Here is a 15,987-nt window from a genome sequence, read left to right on the forward strand (position 1 = left end):
ACCATGCGGGCAGCGCTGAAGACGGTCGATCAGGTGACAGCGGGCGAGGCCCTCGCGCTGTCTTTCGATGATGCGGAAGTGCTGCTCGACCCTGCCGGCGTCGCATACTTTGTCGAGCATCGCATCCTCGCCGTTTCCGACCTGCATCTGGAAAAGGGATCGTCCTACGCGCGAAGGCGCGTCTATCTGCCGCCCTACGACACGGCGGCCACACTGGCGCGGCTGGCTGCAATGGTCGCCAAATACGACCCGGCCACGATCATCAGCCTCGGCGACGGCTTCCACGACAAGGACGCGTCGGCGCGACTCGGCCACGAGGCACGCGACGCTATCGCCGCCATTGCCGCAAGGCGGGAATTGATCTGGGTGACCGGCAATCACGATCCATTGCCGCCGGCGAACGTGCCGGGGGATTCGGTCGAGATGCTGGCGTTCGGGAGAACTGTCTTTCGTCACATCCCCGACGCTTCCGAGTTCGGTCATGAAGTGTGCGGGCACCTGCATCCCTGCGCGAGGATAGTCGGCGGCGGACGGTCGGTCCGCCGGCCCTGTTTCGCCAGTGACGGAATCCGCCTCATCATGCCGAGCTTCGGCGTCTTCACGGGCGGGCTGAACGTGTGTGACGACGAGTTCGCCGGATTGTTCGAAATGTCGCGGTTCCGCGCCTACATGCTGGGCAAGGACAGGGTCTTTGCGGTCGGCGCCCGAAAGCTTCATGGAGACTAGAAAGTCGCCGCAAAGGCCGTGAGCATGGTCCCGGTCACCAGGATCGTCAGCAGCAGGCGCAGCCGTCCGAACCAGGCCGGAGCACCGCCCGAGGTCACGAGCCTGCGGTCCCAGAGTCCGGTCGCGGCGAAGGCAGCCGCAAACACCGCGAATGACCACGGGTCGCCGAGGAAGAATGCGAACCAGCCGACAAGGGACGGGATGACGCTGACGGTCAGCACCTCAGCATTGTCACGCCCCTCACCCGGGCTGACGATCGCGACACCCCACCTGATGCCGCCGAGAAATGAAAGGATGATCGCCGCATAGGCCTTCAGCGCCACGGCGGCGCTCGTGCCTTCGCTGAAGCTGCTCTCGCCGGCGGCAATGAAACCGGGCGCTGCGAGAAGCAGTGCCGTCAGGAAAGCGAAAGGCAGGAAACCGGACAAGGCAAGAAACACCGCGGTCCATTCCAGACCGCGCCGGGCCGTTCGCCTCTTTCTTAACGTGATCATCATTAGTCCCTGCGGAACAGGACGCGGCCCAGCCAGCCGATGAACAGGGCGAACGCCACCGCCGCGATTCCGTAGAGAAGCGACTGGTTCTGGGCGGCCTGGAACAACTGGTACTCGAGGCCCGCCTTGCGAATATCGAGCGTCGTGGTCGTCTGCGCGGAAAGGGTTCCGGCCCTGAACAGATATGCGCGCGCGGTATGGCGGCCCAGCGGCACGTCCGCGGGCAAGTGCAACTGGGCGCGGAACAGCGACTGGGAGATGAAGCGGACGCCCGAGGGAAACTCCTGATAAAGACCGCTGTTTTCCTTCAGGCGTCTCAAGGCCTCGGTAAACTCGGTCACGTCATCCTTCCCCCGGGGGGAGACCTTGCCGGGACGCAACCGGACTTCCTCCACGCCGAGCGACAGCCGGTCCAGCGTCGAACTGGTAGTGATGTCCCTGGCCTGCCGTGTCGAGGCGACCAGAAACGATTGCGGCACGTCCAGAAAGCTCTGCGATTCCACGTTCATCCAGATTCCGAGAACCCGGCTCTTGCGCCTGGTCACGATGTTCGAGGACGGCCCTTCCAGAATTACGAACACATCGTAACGGCCCTGACGCTGGATCAGCGGATCGACATTGTCGATCGCGCCGAAAATGGTAAGGCCGACCCCTGCGAAATCGGAGGTGATCGCGATCGTCTCGGTCGAAAGTCCGATTTCGATACGCTCCGGCGGTATGGGCGCCGCCAGCAACGGGCCTTCCGGTTCCTCCTGCGCGTCCGCCGGCGGCGCGGACACCAGCGCAACGCCCATCGCGGCCGCGGCAACCAGCGCCCTCACAGCAGGAAATCCGTTGAAATGGTGTAGAGTTCGTCGGGGGTGATGAAAAGCGTATACGCCAGCCGCAGAGCCACCAGCAGAACGAGCGCCGCAAGGAGCGCGCGCAATTGCTCACCGCGCAGCTTCTGCCCGGCCTTGGCTCCGTATTGCGCCCCGGCGACGCTTCCCGCCATGAGCAGCATTGCGAGAACGACATCGACCGTCTGGTTCGCTGTGGCGTGTACGATGGTGGTGTAGGCAGCCACGAAGATGATCTGAAACAGCGATGTCCCGATCACGACGTTCGTCGGAACCTTGAGGAGGTAGATCATGGCCGGCACCATGATGAAGCCGCCGCCGACACCCATGATCGATGCGAGCATTCCGATCATCGCCCCGAGCAGCACCACCGGTATCACGCTGACATACAGCTTCGAGGCTTTGAACCGCATTTTGAAGGGCAGCTTGTGCACCCACATGTGCTGGCCGGGCCGGCGCAGGCCGATCGTCGCACCGGCGCGGGCCCGCGCCATCGCGCGAATGCTCTCCGCCATCATCAGCCCGCCGACCGTGCCGAGAAAGACGACGTAGAGGATGGAGACAAACAGGTCGAGTTGGCCGAGGTCGCGCAACAGCGCGAAGATCCATACGCCGACGCTGGACCCGGCGATGCCGCCGACCAGCAGGACAGATCCGAGCTTGACGTCCACCGTGCCGCGCTTGAAGTGGGACAGGACCCCCGAAACGGATGATGCGACAACCTGGTTGGCTCCGGTCGCGACAGCCACGGCCGGCGGAATGTTGTAGAAGATCAGCAGCGGCGTGATCAAGAAACCGCCGCCAACGCCGAACATTCCGGAGAGGAAACCGACCGCTGCGCCCATGCCGAGCAATACGAAAATGTTGACCGACATTTCCGCTATCGGCAGATAGAGCGCCAACTGGATCTCCTGTGTCTCCCAAGCCCCTTAATAGTTCATGCGCCCCGCGAATGATGAAGTCAATTCATGCGGGGTGGGGGTGGTAAATGTCTGAAAGGACTGCCAACCCGCCGACTTCGAACGGCGCCCGTTTCCGGCAAGCGCGATGGCGGATGGCCCGCTTGGCTCAGGCGGTCCGGTTGTGTTCGAGCAGCTTGTCGACCAGGGCGCGGTCGACTTCGCCGGTCGGCATCAGACCGTTGGCCTTTTGGAATTCGATGATGGCGGCACGGGTCTTGTTGCCCATGATGCCGTCGGGAGGACCAGCGTCGAATCCGTTCTGATTCAGGATCGCCTGGATGTTGCGTATCGCCCGGGTCATGTCGTCGCCGGAAATCGTCGCCGAGGCAGCCGTCACAGCCTTGTCCGTCTTCCATGCGTCCGGCACCTCGACCGTGTTGACCTCCGGGTCGACCGGTTTCGGCTTCCAGAGCTCCACCCTGCCGCGGGCGGTTTCGAGCTGGTCGGGGCGCATGAACGTCGCCACCTCATCGCGTTTCGCCAGCGCATCGGCGTCGCCGGCCGCGGCGGCGAGCGCGAGCCATTTGTATGATTCGACGAGATCCTGGGCGACTCCTTCGCCCCGCGCCGAGAGAATTCCGAGATTGACCTGGCTGTCACGCACGCCCAATTCCGCGGCCTCGAGGAACCACCGTCCCGCCGAAGCCATATCCCTCTTGCCATTGATTTCGGTGGCGAAGAGCACCGCCAGATTGTGCATCGCGCTGGCATTGCCCTGTTCGGCGGCAAGCTGATACCAGGTCTTCGCCGCGTCGGCATCGCGGGCAAGGCCGTGGCCCTTCTCGTAAAAATTGCCGATCCGATATTGAGCCGGAGCATAGCCCAGTTCGGCGGCCATTTCGTACCATCGGGCAGCACCCTCCAGATCGCTGTCCGGAGCAGCCGGGCCGTTGATCATCATGCGGTCGCCGACGACAAACATCGCTTTCGGATCGCCGGCGACGACCGCCTCCCGCAGCGCAACGGGGCCAATCTCTTCGGGAACATCGTCGAGCGTCAGCGTCTCGAGGCTGCTCTGCCCGGCGGCATCCTCCGGATCGTCGGTCTCAACCACCGGCGCGGGCGCGTCCGATGACACCTCTTCGGACTCCTCCGCCACCACCGGGACCGCCTCACGCACGACGACGGGCGCCTCCGCGGCGACCTGTGGGGCCGCGTCCGGCGAAGCCGAAGCTTCCGATTGCCCCGGTTCAGGCCCCTCGGTGGCGACGGATGGGGATTCGGTCTCCGTCGCGGAGGGCTTCTCGTCGATCGCCACCACGTCGACCGGGGCAACGTTGTCCTCCAGCAGGACATTGCGCACCAGCGGAATGGCCATCAGTGCAAGCAGGATCGCGCCGACGCCGAGCATCAGCGGCCGGCGGCTGCGCGGCTGCTCGGCGCGCGATTTCTTTCCGTTCCGTCCGGGCTGATCCGGTCTTTCCGTGATGGCGGCTTCGTCGGCGGCAGCGCGCGCCGCACGGCGAGCGGCGGCAATGAAGTCCGACTTGCCCGCCTCGTCGGCGGAATCGGCATCCGGGGCGCCTGAACGCTCGGCGCGCACCCGCTTCATGATGGCAGCAAGATCCGGGCCGCCCGACCCCGGCTCCAGCGGTTCGTCCGCAACTTCCGGTGCCTCCTCGGACGAATGTGCCTTGCCGAAGATTTCCGGAACTTCGTCCTCAATCGTCTCTGCGGCGGGTTCGGCGGTCGAGCGATTCAGCCGGTTGCGCAGATTTCCCAGAATGCTGGTTGAGGCGCTCTTACGGTCGCCCGGCCCGGTTTCCACCGCTGGCGCCAACATCCCTTCGCCGGCGTCGGCCGGGCTTGCGGCCGCGCCCGCCGCCAGCGCAGCGGCCTCCGCCGGTGAAACCGGCATGCGCGGTGGGGCGGTATCCCGTTCGCGCGGTGGCTCGGCCACCTCACCGTCATCGGCGATGTCGATCGCAGGCGCGTCGTCGATTTCCTTCTTGTCGGCCTCCGACCAGAACTGTTCCGGAAGCGCTTCCACGGGAGCGGGCGCAGCAGCGGCGGCGGGCGTTCCCGTCTCGCGGTTGCGGGCGAGCCCCTCCTCGAGGCCCGCGATGCGATCGGCCACCTTCACAAGCGTGTCGTGAATGGCCTCGAACGTCCTCACATTGCGGTCGTCGGCGTTGCGCGCCAGCTCGTCGAGAGCATGAAGATCGGCCGCGAGCCGCCCCAGCACATCGCGTTCCTGCTCGGATGCGCCATGGGCGAACTTCGTGACGATCTCTTCGGCTGCCTCGCGCGCCGCGGAGATCATTTCCTCGCGGCCGTTGGCGAACTGTTCACCGATTGCGATCAGCTTGGGCGCGAGGTCGGCGACGGCATGATTGTCGACCGGCGCCGGCATTGCCGACAGACGTTCCGAGAGGGCCGCGATCTGGGCTTCGAGATTTTCGAACGCGTCAGGGTCGGCGCCGCCGGGGGGCGCGGAGACCTGCCCTTCGCCCGAGGTCAGCATCTGGGCGATCTCCTCGATCCGCCGCTCCATGTGGTCGAAGGTCGGCACGCTTGCCGAATCGCGTTCATTCTCCTCGATCCGGCGGGCGAGTTCCTCCATGCGCGCATCGAGCGACTGGAACATCCGGGCTCCGGCCTGCTCGGCAGAACTGTGATGGGAATCGAGCCTGCTCGCGATCTCCTCGAACCGGGAATTAAGCCTATCAAGTACCTCGTCGGGGACGGATGCGGGAGGCGATCCATCCTGGAGCGAGTGCATCACCTCCTCGAGGCGATCACTCAATTTGTCGAACGCGTCGTCCGGTGATGCCATGTTAGCTGTCGCCGAATGCAGCGCATCGAGCCGCGCGCCGATCTCGGCGAGCTTGGTGTCGACGGCGCTCCGGCTGGAATCGCCGCCCTGTTCTTCGATCTGGCGCGCGAGGGAGGAAAGCCTCGCTTCGATCCGGTCGAACGGCGTCGGATCGATTTCCGGCGGGGCGCTTGATACCGAGACCGCGACGATCGCACGGCTGATCTCGTCGAGGCGCTCGTCGATCGCGGTGAGGTAATCGGGCGAAATTGCCGCATTCTGCGACGCCAGGGTTGCAACCGCTTCCGCAAGCGCGCGCACCTGGTCCTCCATGGACTCCATTGCGCGCGAATTGGGCAATCCACTCATTGCCTCGTCGATCTGCGAAATCCGGTCGGCAATCCCCATCAGATCGTCGCGCGATCCCAACGTTTCGGGCAGCGCGCCGATTTCCTGCTCGATGACCGACCAGCGTTCGGTCATGTCGCGCAGTGTGTCCTCGCGAGCCAGCTCGGCAACGTGCGCCTTGAGTTCCTCGACCTCGCTCCGCAGCGACGCTGCGTCGTTGTGCTCAACGCGCGAGGCTACGACGCCGAGTTCGCGGGTCAGCCGGTCAAAACCGGCGGAGAGGTCGCCGGCGGCGATACCGTCGCCACGGGTCTGAAGCAGGCGCAGGTCTTCGCGCATGGCCTCGAACTGGCTGGAAATCGTGTTTGATAACTCGGCGTTCAGGGCGGCGCGCATGTTTTCGAGCTCCCGCCGGAGCGAGGCATCGCCCGCGCCTGCAGTGCCGGTTGTGCGCGGAGGGATGGCAGTGCGCGTGTGCGCGAGCGCCTCCTGCCGGGCCCTTATGGCCGAAATGTCGTCTCTGCTCGCACTGGCCTGAGCGGTTCGCGCGGCAATCCCAATGCGTCGTTCGAGAACCGAGAGGGCATCATCCAGCTTGTCGAGTGTTGTCCCGGCGCGCCTTGGCGCCTGACGGATGCCGGACTGCGATGGCCTGTTTTGCATAGTACGCCCGTTTGTTGCGGCGGCCTGCTGACCTCGTATCGGGAGCCCCTCCCGGACGGCTTCGCGCAATGACCTACCAAAGTCTAAGATCTCGCGTGTGTACCCGGAAAACACTCAATCACGTCGCGACCTGTCTCGGTTAACCTTTCACCAATCGCGGTAAATAAGGCGTTAACCATGCTCATTTTCGCCCCAATTATCCTTAGAGAGGGCCCCTCCCCGGATGGGCAATCCGGGGTTGCGGTCACGATCTTCAACCCCATGTAACCCACGGTAACGCAGAAGCCCCCCAATATTGAGCCCTTGAGCCGCTTCTTGGGCTGACGCTAGAACACCGCCGGGCGGTGCCGGAACTCCAGACGACCTCGCGTGTTTCGGTTATTGCGCCTGCGGGGGAAAATGAAATTGCGCCGGTCGCCCGGCGCCAACGGAAACGAAATGATGAACACGGTCACTACCAGCAACAATCTTGAAGATCACGAGATCACCTATCGGATCGGAGAGCTCTCGAGCGAGTTCGACGTCACCCTTCGTACACTGCGCTTCTACGAGGATAAGGAACTGTTGTTCCCGAAGCGCGTCGGCAATACCCGGCTCTACTCGCGTGCCGATCGCGCTCGCCTGAAGCTGATCCTTCTCGGCAAGCGCGTCGGCCTGTCGCTCCAGGATGTCAAGGAACTGCTCAGCCTTTACGACGCAAAGGGCGACAACCGGCGACAGCTCGGCGCCGCCGTACAAAAGGGCGAGCAGCAGATGTCCGTGCTGGTTCGGCAGCGGGAAAGTGTCGAGAAGGCCATCGCGGAACTGAACGATACGCTCGGCAAGCTTCGGTCGTTGATTGCCGAAAAAGAAAAGTAGCACCCTCATCGTGCGTCGGCACAGATCGACGTAGCGAGGGCAACCTTCAAGAGTCCCTGGCTCAAATTAGCGTTTTCATTGCCCCGGCATTCGAACCGAATGCCGGGTTTTTTTATGCGGCATGGCACGAAAAACAGCGAATTTTGCCGTTTTTCACCTTTCTGGCCATCCCGTGGGCAAGACAGGGCGACATTTTTGTCTCATTTCGAAAATTTTGACGTTTACGCAAACGTCAAAATTTGCTAGCGACAGGATCAGCAGCGGTCCGCGGTATCTCCCGCAAACCGCAATCCACGCCTCGGAGGAATTCATGCCCGTCTATCGCGCGCCCGTCGACGATACGCTTTTCGTGCTCAACGATGTCCTGAAATACGAGCGTTACAACAATCTCCCGGGCTTTTCTGACGCAACGCCCGATATCGTCGAGGCGGTTCTGCGCGAGGCGGCACGGATGGCCGAGGAGGTCTTCTTTCCGCTCAACCAGAGCGGCGACCAGGAAGGTTGTGTCCGTCACGAAGACAGCTCCGTGACCACGCCGAAGGGCTTCAAGGAGGCTTTCGAGCAATACAAGGAAGCGGGCTGGATGGGTCTCGCCTTCGATCCCGAATATGGCGGCCAAGGTCTGCCCTACACGCTGCACTCGGCAATCGGCGAATATTTTTCCTCGGCCAACATGGCGTTCGCCATGTATCCCGGCCTGACGCAGGGCGCGATGGCCGCGATACACGTGCACGGATCCGACGAGCAGAAGCAGCAATTTTTGCCGAAGATGGTCGAAGGCACATGGACCGGCACCATGAACCTGACCGAACCGCATTGCGGGACGGATCTCGGTCTTTTGCGCACCAAGGCTGTTCCGCAGAAGGATGGCAGCTACAAGATTTCCGGCCAGAAGATTTTCATTTCGGCCGGTGAACACGACATGTCCGAGAACATCATCCATCTCGTGCTCGCCCGCATTGAGGGCGCGCCCGAGGGCGTGAAGGGCATTTCGCTTTTCATCGTGCCGAAATTTCTCGTCGGTGAGGACGGCTCCGTCGGTGAGCGCAACGGTGTTGCCTGCGGCTCGATCGAGGAAAAGATGGGGATTCACGCCAACTCGACCTGCGTCATGAACTATGATGACGCGACCGGCTACCTCATCGGCGAGGAGCACAAGGGTCTCAAGGCAATGTTCGTGATGATGAACGAGGCGCGGCTCGGCGTCGGCCTGCAAGGCCTCTCGATTGCCGAAGTCGCGTACCAGAACGCGGTGACCTACGCGAAGGAGCGGCTTCAGGGCCGTGCGCTGTCGGGCGCCAAGGAACCCGAGAAGAAAGCCGATCCAATCATCGTCCACCCGGACGTGCGCCGCAACCTGATGACGGTGCGCGCCTTCAACGAGGCGGCGCGCGCCTTCATTCTGTGGGCGGCGCTCAAGTCCGATGTGGCCCATCGCTCCGAAGACGGGACCGACCGCGAGCTTTCAGAGGACATGATGGGCCTGCTGACGCCTGTTATAAAAGGTGTGCTCACCGACAAAGGGTTCGACCATGCCGTGATGGCGCAGCAGATGTATGGCGGCCACGGCTACATCGAAGAGCACGGCATGAGCCAGTATGTCCGCGATGCCCGCATCGCCATGATTTACGAGGGCGCGAACGGCATCCAGGCGCTTGATCTGGTCGGACGCAAGCTGCCCGCTAATGGCGGCCGTGCCGTCCAGGCGTTCTTCAAGGAGGTCGGCGATTTCTGCGAGGAAAACCGCGGCGACGAGAATCTCGCCTTCTTCACCAAACACCTGAAGAAGGGGCTGAACGACTTGCAGGCCGCGACCATGTGGTTCGTCCAGAACGCGATGGCCAAACCCGACAATGCCGGCGCCGGCAGCCACGACTACATGCATCTTTTCGGTCTGGTGGCGCTCGGTTACATGTGGGCGCTTCAGGCCAAGGCGGCGAACGAGAAGATCGCGGCCGGGGCCAATGGCGACGCGCAGTTCCTCGATAGCAAGCTGACCACGGCCCGCTTCTTCATGGAACGCGTCATGCCCGAAACGTCAGCCCATCTCGCGCGGATCTCGTCCGGTGCCGACACGATGATGGCGATGCCGGCGGAGGCGTTCTGAGGAACGCCACTGTCGCACCCGGCTTGGGAGGGCCGTTCGATGGCCAGGTCATTTCCGCTTCCGAAGCGCTTCTCGGCGGCCTTGTCCGAAAAGGCATACGGCCGCCTGCGCGCGCTCAACGAGCGCTACAGCCTGTCCAATAACTACCTTCTGACGGTGTTGCTCGAGAACCTCGACGAGATCGCTGATGGCGACCGTCTGGCGGCGGCCGTCGACACGTTCATTGCCGAGTATGGGGCGCCGGCGCCGGGAAAAACGGGAGAGGCGGGATGACGGAGTTCACGCTTCATTGCTTTCACGAATCCGGCAACGCCTACAAGGCGGCGCTGATGCTTCAGCTCTGCCGGGCCGGTTGGACGCCGAAGCGGGTGGCGTTTTTCACCGGCGAGACGCGCGGACCCGAGTTCCGTGGTCTCAACGTCATGGGCGAGGTTCCGGTGCTGACCCATCACCGTCCGGACGGCGACTTCACGGTGACACAATCGGGGGCGATCCTGACCTATCTCGCGCGCCATTTCGGCAAGTTCGGTCCGGAAACAGAGGCCGAGGAATTCGAGGTCATGCGCTGGCTGCTGTTCGACAGCCAGAAAGTTTCCGGTTACGCCGGGCCGCTGCGTTTTCTCCGCTTTTTCATGAAGAAGGGCGAAACCGAAGACGTCCAGTTTCTGCACGGCCGCGTCACCAGCGCCCTGAAGATCGTGAATGCGGCACTCGAAAACCGCGAATGGATCGCGGCGGACCGGCCGACCATCGCCGACTTCGCATTGTGCGGCTACCTCTTCTGGCCGGACGAAATCGGCACTACCTTTGACGAAAGACCCAATGTCGCGGCATGGCTCAACCGCATCCGAGCCCTGCCCGGCTTCGAACTTCCCGAAGCGCTGATGCCATCGGGACAAGAGACGAAAACCGCCACCGCCTGAGACGCGCGGCAGGCAACCGACAAGGAGACCAGATATGGCTGACGCATTCATCTACGACGCGGTGCGCACCCCTCGCGGCCGCGGCAAGAAAGACGGGAGCCTGCACGAAGTGCCGACGCCGCGTCTCGGCGCGAAGGTGCTCGAAGCGCTGCGCGAGCGCAACGAACTCGATACCGCCAAGGTGGACGATGTGATCTTCGGCTGCGTCGATCCGGTCTACGAGGCCGGCGGCGACATCGCGCGCGCATCGGTCTTCGAGGCAGGCTACGCCACCAGCGCGCCCGGCATGCAGATCAACCGGTTCTGCGCGTCGGGTCTCGACGCCGTGAATTTCGGCGCGTCGAAAATCTCCCAGGGCGCAGACGACATCGTCATCGCGGGGGGCGTCGAATCGATGTCGCGCGTCGGCATGGGCGCGTCCGGCGGCGCATGGGCGTTCGACCCTTCGGTCAACCTGCCCGCCTACTTCATGCCGCAGGGCGTCTCCGCTGACCTGATCGCCACGAAATACGGCTTCTCGCGCGACGACGTCGACGCTTATGCGGTCGAGAGCCAGAAGCGTTCCGCCGAGAGCTGGGAGAAGGGCCACTTCAAGAAGTCCGTCATCCCGGTGAAGGACCAGAACGGCCTCACCATTCTCGACCGTGACGAGCACATGCGCCCCGGCACCGACATGCAGTCGCTCGGGCAGTTGCAGCCCTCCTTCGTCATGCCCGGCCAGATGGGCGGCTTCGAGGCCGTCGGCATCGCCGGCCATCCGGAGGTCGAGGCCATCAACTACGTCCATCATGCAGGCAATTCGTCCGGCATCGTCGACGGCGCGGCGGGCGTGCTGCTCGGCTCGAAGCGCGGCGGCAAGACGATGGGGCTGGAGCCGCGCGCGAAGATAAGGGCGTTCGCCAATATCGGCTCCGACCCGACACTGATGCTGACCGGCCCGGTCGATGTCACCGAGAAACTGCTGAAGAAGGCGAAGATGTCCACGGCCGACATCGACCTGTTCGAACTGAACGAGGCCTTCGCGGCCGTCGTGCTGCGCTACATGCAGGCCTTCGAGATCGACCATTCGAAGATCAACGTCGCCGGCGGCGCGATCGCCATGGGCCACCCGCTCGGCGCGACGGGGGCGATGATCCTCGGCACCGTACTCGACGAACTGGAGCGCCGGGACCTCAACACGGCGCTGGTGACGCTGTGCATCGGCGCTGGCATGGGCACCGCCACCATCATCGAGCGGGTGTGACGGCCATGTACCAGCCTGCGTTCTTTCAGGAGAACGATCCGGAGAAGCTTGCCGCGCTGGCGCGCGAGATCCAGTTCGCGTGTCTCGTCACAGCCGACAGCGGCGCGCTGCACACTGTGCACGCACCCTGCGTGGTCAAGGGGACGCCCGGCGATCTTTCGGTCGAGTTCCACGTCGCCAAGGCCAATCCGCACTGGCGGCTGCCGCCGGACGCGCCGACCGTGGCGATCTTCCAGGGCGACCAGACCTACATCCACCCCGGCTGGTATCCGACCAAGGCCGAGACCGGTAAGGCCGTGCCGACCTGGACCTATGTCACCGTGCACATGCACGGGCAGCTCGAAGTCATCGACAATCGCGACGACCTCGCCCGCCATCTCGATGAACTCACGGCCTTCAACGAGGAGACCCGGGACGAACCGTGGTCGGTCGCCGACGCGCCCGAGAGCTACACCAACCGCATGATGGCCGGCATTGTCGGGCTGCGCCTGCGCGTCCAGCGGATTGAGGGCGCACTGAAACTCAACCAGCACAAGAACGCAGCGGACCAGCTCGGCGTGATCGCCGGGCTCCGCGGCTCCGGCCCCGCGGCAACGCGTGTTGCCGACCGGATGGCCGCCGCCAGACAGGAAACGGGAGACCTCGAATGACCTACAAGAACTTCACCGTCGAGACCGACGAGGACGGCATCGCGCTCGTCACCTGGGACATGCCGGACAAGTCGATGAACGTCTTCACCGAGGAGGTGATGGACGAACTCGATGCGATCGTCGACCAGGTCGCCGGCGACGACGCGATCAAGGGCGCGGTGCTGACGTCGGGCAAGAAGGATTCCTTCTCCGGCGGCGCCGACATCACCATGCTCAAGCGGATGTTCGACATCCTCCAGAACGAGAAGGCCAAGGACCCGCAGAAGGCGACCGAGATGCTGTTCGAGAACGCCGGGCGCATGAGCCAGCTCTTCCGCAAACTCGAAACCTGCGGCAAGCCGTGGGTGTCGGCGATCAACGGCACCTGCATGGGCGGCGCGTTCGAGGTCTCGCTCGCCTGTCACGGCCGCGTCGCGGCCGACTCTCCCGCCGTCAAGCTGGCGCTGCCGGAGGTCAAGATCGGTATCTTCCCGGGGGCCGGGGGCACCCAGCGCGTGCCGCGCCTGACCAACCAGCAGGACGCGCTGCAGATGATGACGCAGGGCTCCAACCTGAAGCCGTCGCGCGCCAAGGCGATGGGCCTGATCGACGAGGTTGTCGCGCCGAAAAAGCTGATCGACGCCGCAAAGAAGATGATCAGGAACGGCCTCGACCCGGTCCAGCCCTGGGACAAGAAGGGCTTCAAGCTGCCGGGCGGGGCGATCTATTCGGCGGCCGGCGGCAATCTGTGGCCCGCGGCCTCGGCGATCCTGCGCCGCGAAACCAACATGAACTATCCCGGCGCGGCGGCGATCCTGAAATGCGTCTATGAGGGCCTTCAGGTGCCGTTCGACACCGGCCTGAAGATCGAGCAGCGCTATTTCACGCAGGTTCTCCAGACGACGGAAGCCGGATCGATGATCCGCTCGCTTTTCGTCTCGCTGCAGGAGCTGAACAAGGGCGCGCGGCGTCCCGAAGGCGTCAAGCCGACGAAGTTCAGGAAGATCGGCGTGCTCGGCGCCGGCTTCATGGGCGCGGGCATCGCCTATGTCACCGCCAAGGCCGGCATCCCGGTCGTGCTGCTCGACCGCGACATGGAATCCGCCGAGAAAGGCAAGAAGCATTCCGAGGATCTCGTCTCCAAGGCGATGCAGAAGGGCCGCGCCAGCGAGGACGACAAGCAGAAGCTGCTGTCGCTGATCACGCCGACGGCGGACTATGCCGATCTCGACGGCTGCGACCTGATCGTCGAGGCGGTGTTCGAGGATTCGGAAGTCAAGAAGAGCGCGACCGAGCAGGCCGAGGCGGTGCTGAAGCCGTCCGCCGTCTTCGCGTCGAACACCTCGACCATTCCGATCACCGGCCTTGCGAAGAACTCGAAGCGCCCGAAGAACTTCATCGGCATCCACTTCTTCTCGCCGGTCGACAAGATGATGCTGGTCGAGATCATCCTCGGCAAGCGCACCGGCGACAAGGCGCTGGCGGTGGCGATCGATTACGTGCGCGCGATCAGGAAGACGCCGATCGTCGTCAACGACACGCGCGGCTTCTACGTCAACCGCTGCGTCATCCGCTACATGAACGAAGCCCACAACATGCTGATCGAGGGCGTGCCGCCGGCGATGATCGAGAACGCGGCGAAGATGGCCGGCATGCCGGTCGGACCGCTGGCGCTCAACGACGAGACGGCGATTGACCTCAGCCAGAAGATCATGAAGCAGACGATCCGCGACATCGGGGAGAAGGCCGTCGATCCGCGCCACATGGAACTCGTCAACACCATGGTCGACAAGCATGGCCGGCTCGGCCGCAAGAACGGCAAGGGCTTCTACGACTATCCGGCCAAGCCGGCCAAGAAGCACCTGTGGCCCGACCTGAAGACGCTCTATCCGCAGCAGGACGCCGATTCGATCGACTTCGAGGAGCTGAAGCAGCGCCTTCTGGTCGCGATCGCGCTGGAGGCCGCGCGCGTCATGGAAGAAGGCATCGTCACCGATCCGCGCGAGGCCGATGTCGGCTCGATCCTCGCCTTCGGTTTCGCGCCCTATACCGGCGGGACGCTGTCCTATATCGACGGCATGGGCGTTTCGAACTTCGTCGATCTCGCCAACCGGCTGCGCCGGAAATACGGCGCGCAGTTCAAGGTGCCGAAGCTGCTCAAGCAGATGGCCGAGAACGGCGAGACGTTCTACACCCGCTTCGACCCCTACGCGACCATGGACCAAGCCGCGTAAGCAGAGGCTTACTCAATGCGAAAAAACCCCGGAGAGCGATCTCCGGGGTTTTTTGTGTGGGGAGTTTTGGCGTGGCGAGGAGCGTCCGTTTGGTGAAAAGTCAAGGAACGCTCGCAATGCGGACGAAGCGGTCGCTGCCAGCTTACGGTTCAATGACAGCTTTTTGCGCGGCAGGTATAGCTTGGTGCTCCTTTGCAGGAGAGGGTTTCACGGCTGGATATGCTCGCTCTGCCTGCATGAACGCTTGGCGGCGCGATTGTCGCAACGCCTTTCAATCAACTACGCCCGTGCCTCGCGTTCCATTCTGGCGGCCCAGGCATCTGCGAGGTCGGCCAAGACGACCTTGAATTGCCGCTTGGCTGCCGTCTTGAACAGCGTTTGAGTCAAGAGGTTCCCTTTGGGTTGAGCCTCAATGATGATGGCAAATTTCGAGCCGTTGCCATTGCGCTCGACGGACCATTCCCCATGCAGATCGGAAATCGGGTAAGGATAGTCGTCGGCCTCCGTGTGAATGCGAAAACCAAATGCACGGCCATCCTCATACAGATCACAGGTTTCCAGCCAGTTTTCGCCTTTTGGGCCATAGCATCGGCGCTGCATGCCAACGCCATCGCCCTTCACAACCTCGACTTTGGAGATGTTGTCAGCCACATCAGCATAACCGGGATGATCATTCATCACTCGCCATACAACATCCTCCGGTGCACTGACGGCTCGGCTCACTCTCGCCAGGATTTTCCCGCCGGAGATCGTAACGGACGCTTGGCTCAACGGCGGTACAATCTTTTGCGCACCGACGTACTGACCGATGGCAAAGACGGCCACGATGCCAGCGACCATAGTGATATAGGCCTGTCCAAAAGCTGAAAACAGGTGGCCGTCAACGACCAAAAGGAGCGCACTCCCAAGGATCCAGCCGACGTCCATCATCGTGATGAACAAGACCTGCCTATTGGTCAAGAACCGGTTCCTTGCCATCAGGACCAGACCCAGGCCAAACAGAATCAAACCGCCCCCCAATACGCGCAGCGCGATGGGTTGCCACGACGCAGATTCCAAAAAAAGTAAACCAGTTGCATAGCTTGGTGCGATCAGGAAACCCGCACCCATCGCGAGTGAAAATGCAGCGTTTAGCCCGAGGAAAGTTCGAGCGGTCTTTGAGTTTTCCATGATTCAGGCTTTCTGGTCAGTTGGAGTTCATCGACA

General features: G+C 63.1%; 13 protein-coding genes. 8 read left to right on the forward strand and 5 right to left on the reverse strand.

Going from position 1 to position 15,987, the window contains the following annotated elements; all coding sequences use genetic code 11:
• Positions 1-3: 3 nt before the first annotated feature.
• Positions 4-726, forward strand: a complete 723-nt coding sequence (gene pdeM, locus LC298_RS00915) for a ligase-associated DNA damage response endonuclease PdeM (RefSeq protein WP_131565500.1) — start codon at positions 4-6, stop codon at positions 724-726.
• Here the strand turns inward: pdeM and LC298_RS00920 are convergent.
• From LC298_RS00920 to LC298_RS00935, 4 genes are all read right to left on the reverse strand, one after another.
• Positions 723-1,223: a DUF3429 domain-containing protein gene (locus tag LC298_RS00920; RefSeq protein ID WP_131565498.1), complete on the reverse strand. Its 501-nt coding sequence runs from the start codon at positions 1,221-1,223 to the stop codon at positions 723-725. The genes pdeM and LC298_RS00920 overlap by 4 nt on opposite strands.
• The gene (locus tag LC298_RS00925; RefSeq protein ID WP_131565496.1) at positions 1,223-2,041 is read right to left on the reverse strand and encodes a TIGR02186 family protein; all 819 of its coding nucleotides are present in this window, start codon (positions 2,039-2,041) and stop codon (positions 1,223-1,225) included. Before LC298_RS00925 ends, LC298_RS00920 begins: the two co-directional genes overlap by 1 nt.
• A complete protein-coding gene (locus LC298_RS00930; RefSeq protein ID WP_131565494.1) occupies positions 2,038-2,961 on the reverse strand; it encodes a sulfite exporter TauE/SafE family protein in 924 nt (307 codons plus the stop codon). Before LC298_RS00930 ends, LC298_RS00925 begins: the two co-directional genes overlap by 4 nt.
• Before the next feature lie 166 nt (positions 2,962-3,127).
• Positions 3,128-6,787 (reverse strand): SEL1-like repeat protein, encoded by a 3,660-nt coding sequence (locus LC298_RS00935; protein ID WP_131565492.1) that lies wholly within the window; start codon positions 6,785-6,787, stop codon positions 3,128-3,130.
• A 438-nt stretch (positions 6,788-7,225) separates the two neighbouring features.
• Between LC298_RS00935 and LC298_RS00940 the strand changes: the two genes are divergently transcribed.
• The 7 genes from LC298_RS00940 to LC298_RS00970 all read left to right on the forward strand — a co-directional run bounded on the left by LC298_RS00940 (position 7,226) and on the right by LC298_RS00970 (position 14,781).
• Entirely contained in the window at positions 7,226-7,645 is a 420-nt protein-coding gene (locus tag LC298_RS00940) for a MerR family transcriptional regulator (RefSeq protein ID WP_223385481.1), read from the forward strand.
• A 310-nt stretch (positions 7,646-7,955) separates the two neighbouring features.
• The gene (locus LC298_RS00945) at positions 7,956-9,752 is read left to right on the forward strand and encodes an acyl-CoA dehydrogenase C-terminal domain-containing protein (RefSeq protein ID WP_131565489.1); all 1,797 of its coding nucleotides are present in this window, start codon (positions 7,956-7,958) and stop codon (positions 9,750-9,752) included.
• 39 nt (positions 9,753-9,791) lie between these two features.
• Positions 9,792-10,025, forward strand: a complete 234-nt coding sequence (locus LC298_RS00950; protein WP_131565487.1) for a hypothetical protein — start codon at positions 9,792-9,794, stop codon at positions 10,023-10,025.
• Positions 10,022-10,675 (forward strand): glutathione S-transferase family protein, encoded by a 654-nt coding sequence (locus tag LC298_RS00955; RefSeq protein ID WP_131565485.1) that lies wholly within the window; start codon positions 10,022-10,024, stop codon positions 10,673-10,675. Before LC298_RS00950 ends, LC298_RS00955 begins: the two co-directional genes overlap by 4 nt.
• A gap of 34 nt (positions 10,676-10,709) precedes the next feature.
• Positions 10,710-11,918 carry an acetyl-CoA C-acetyltransferase gene (locus tag LC298_RS00960; RefSeq protein ID WP_131565483.1) on the forward strand — a complete coding sequence of 403 codons (1,209 nt, stop codon included), beginning with the start codon at positions 10,710-10,712 and terminating at the stop codon, positions 11,916-11,918.
• Between the two features lie 5 nt (positions 11,919-11,923).
• Positions 11,924-12,568, forward strand: a complete 645-nt coding sequence (locus tag LC298_RS00965) for an FMN-binding negative transcriptional regulator (protein ID WP_131565482.1) — start codon at positions 11,924-11,926, stop codon at positions 12,566-12,568.
• The gene (locus LC298_RS00970; RefSeq protein ID WP_131565480.1) at positions 12,565-14,781 is read left to right on the forward strand and encodes a 3-hydroxyacyl-CoA dehydrogenase NAD-binding domain-containing protein; all 2,217 of its coding nucleotides are present in this window, start codon (positions 12,565-12,567) and stop codon (positions 14,779-14,781) included. Before LC298_RS00965 ends, LC298_RS00970 begins: the two co-directional genes overlap by 4 nt.
• A gap of 279 nt (positions 14,782-15,060) precedes the next feature.
• On the opposite strand, the gene LC298_RS00975 is transcribed toward LC298_RS00970, so the two are convergent.
• Entirely contained in the window at positions 15,061-15,951 is an 891-nt protein-coding gene (locus LC298_RS00975; protein ID WP_131565478.1) for an SRPBCC family protein, read from the reverse strand.
• Between the last annotated feature and the right edge of the window lie 36 nt (positions 15,952-15,987).

Origin of the sequence: Oricola cellulosilytica (genome assembly GCF_019966575.1) — a bacterium.
Classification (GTDB): Bacteria; Pseudomonadota; Alphaproteobacteria; order Rhizobiales; family Rhizobiaceae; genus Oricola; species Oricola cellulosilytica.

Coding starts and splice junctions, on each gene's coding strand:
- pdeM (WP_131565500.1), top strand. CDS start 4: ATGCGGGCAGCGCTGAAGACGGTCGATCAGGTGACAGCGGGCGAGGCC.
- LC298_RS00920 (WP_131565498.1), bottom strand. CDS start 1,223: ATGATGATCACGTTAAGAAAGAGGCGAACGGCCCGGCGCGGTCTGGAA.
- LC298_RS00935 (WP_131565492.1), bottom strand. CDS start 6,787: ATGCAAAACAGGCCATCGCAGTCCGGCATCCGTCAGGCGCCAAGGCGC.
- LC298_RS00940 (WP_223385481.1), top strand. CDS start 7,226: ATGATGAACACGGTCACTACCAGCAACAATCTTGAAGATCACGAGATC.
- LC298_RS00945 (WP_131565489.1), top strand. CDS start 7,956: ATGCCCGTCTATCGCGCGCCCGTCGACGATACGCTTTTCGTGCTCAAC.
- LC298_RS00950 (WP_131565487.1), top strand. CDS start 9,792: ATGGCCAGGTCATTTCCGCTTCCGAAGCGCTTCTCGGCGGCCTTGTCC.
- LC298_RS00955 (WP_131565485.1), top strand. CDS start 10,022: ATGACGGAGTTCACGCTTCATTGCTTTCACGAATCCGGCAACGCCTAC.
- LC298_RS00960 (WP_131565483.1), top strand. CDS start 10,710: ATGGCTGACGCATTCATCTACGACGCGGTGCGCACCCCTCGCGGCCGC.
- LC298_RS00965 (WP_131565482.1), top strand. CDS start 11,924: ATGTACCAGCCTGCGTTCTTTCAGGAGAACGATCCGGAGAAGCTTGCC.
- LC298_RS00970 (WP_131565480.1), top strand. CDS start 12,565: ATGACCTACAAGAACTTCACCGTCGAGACCGACGAGGACGGCATCGCG.
- LC298_RS00975 (WP_131565478.1), bottom strand. CDS start 15,951: ATGGAAAACTCAAAGACCGCTCGAACTTTCCTCGGGCTAAACGCTGCA.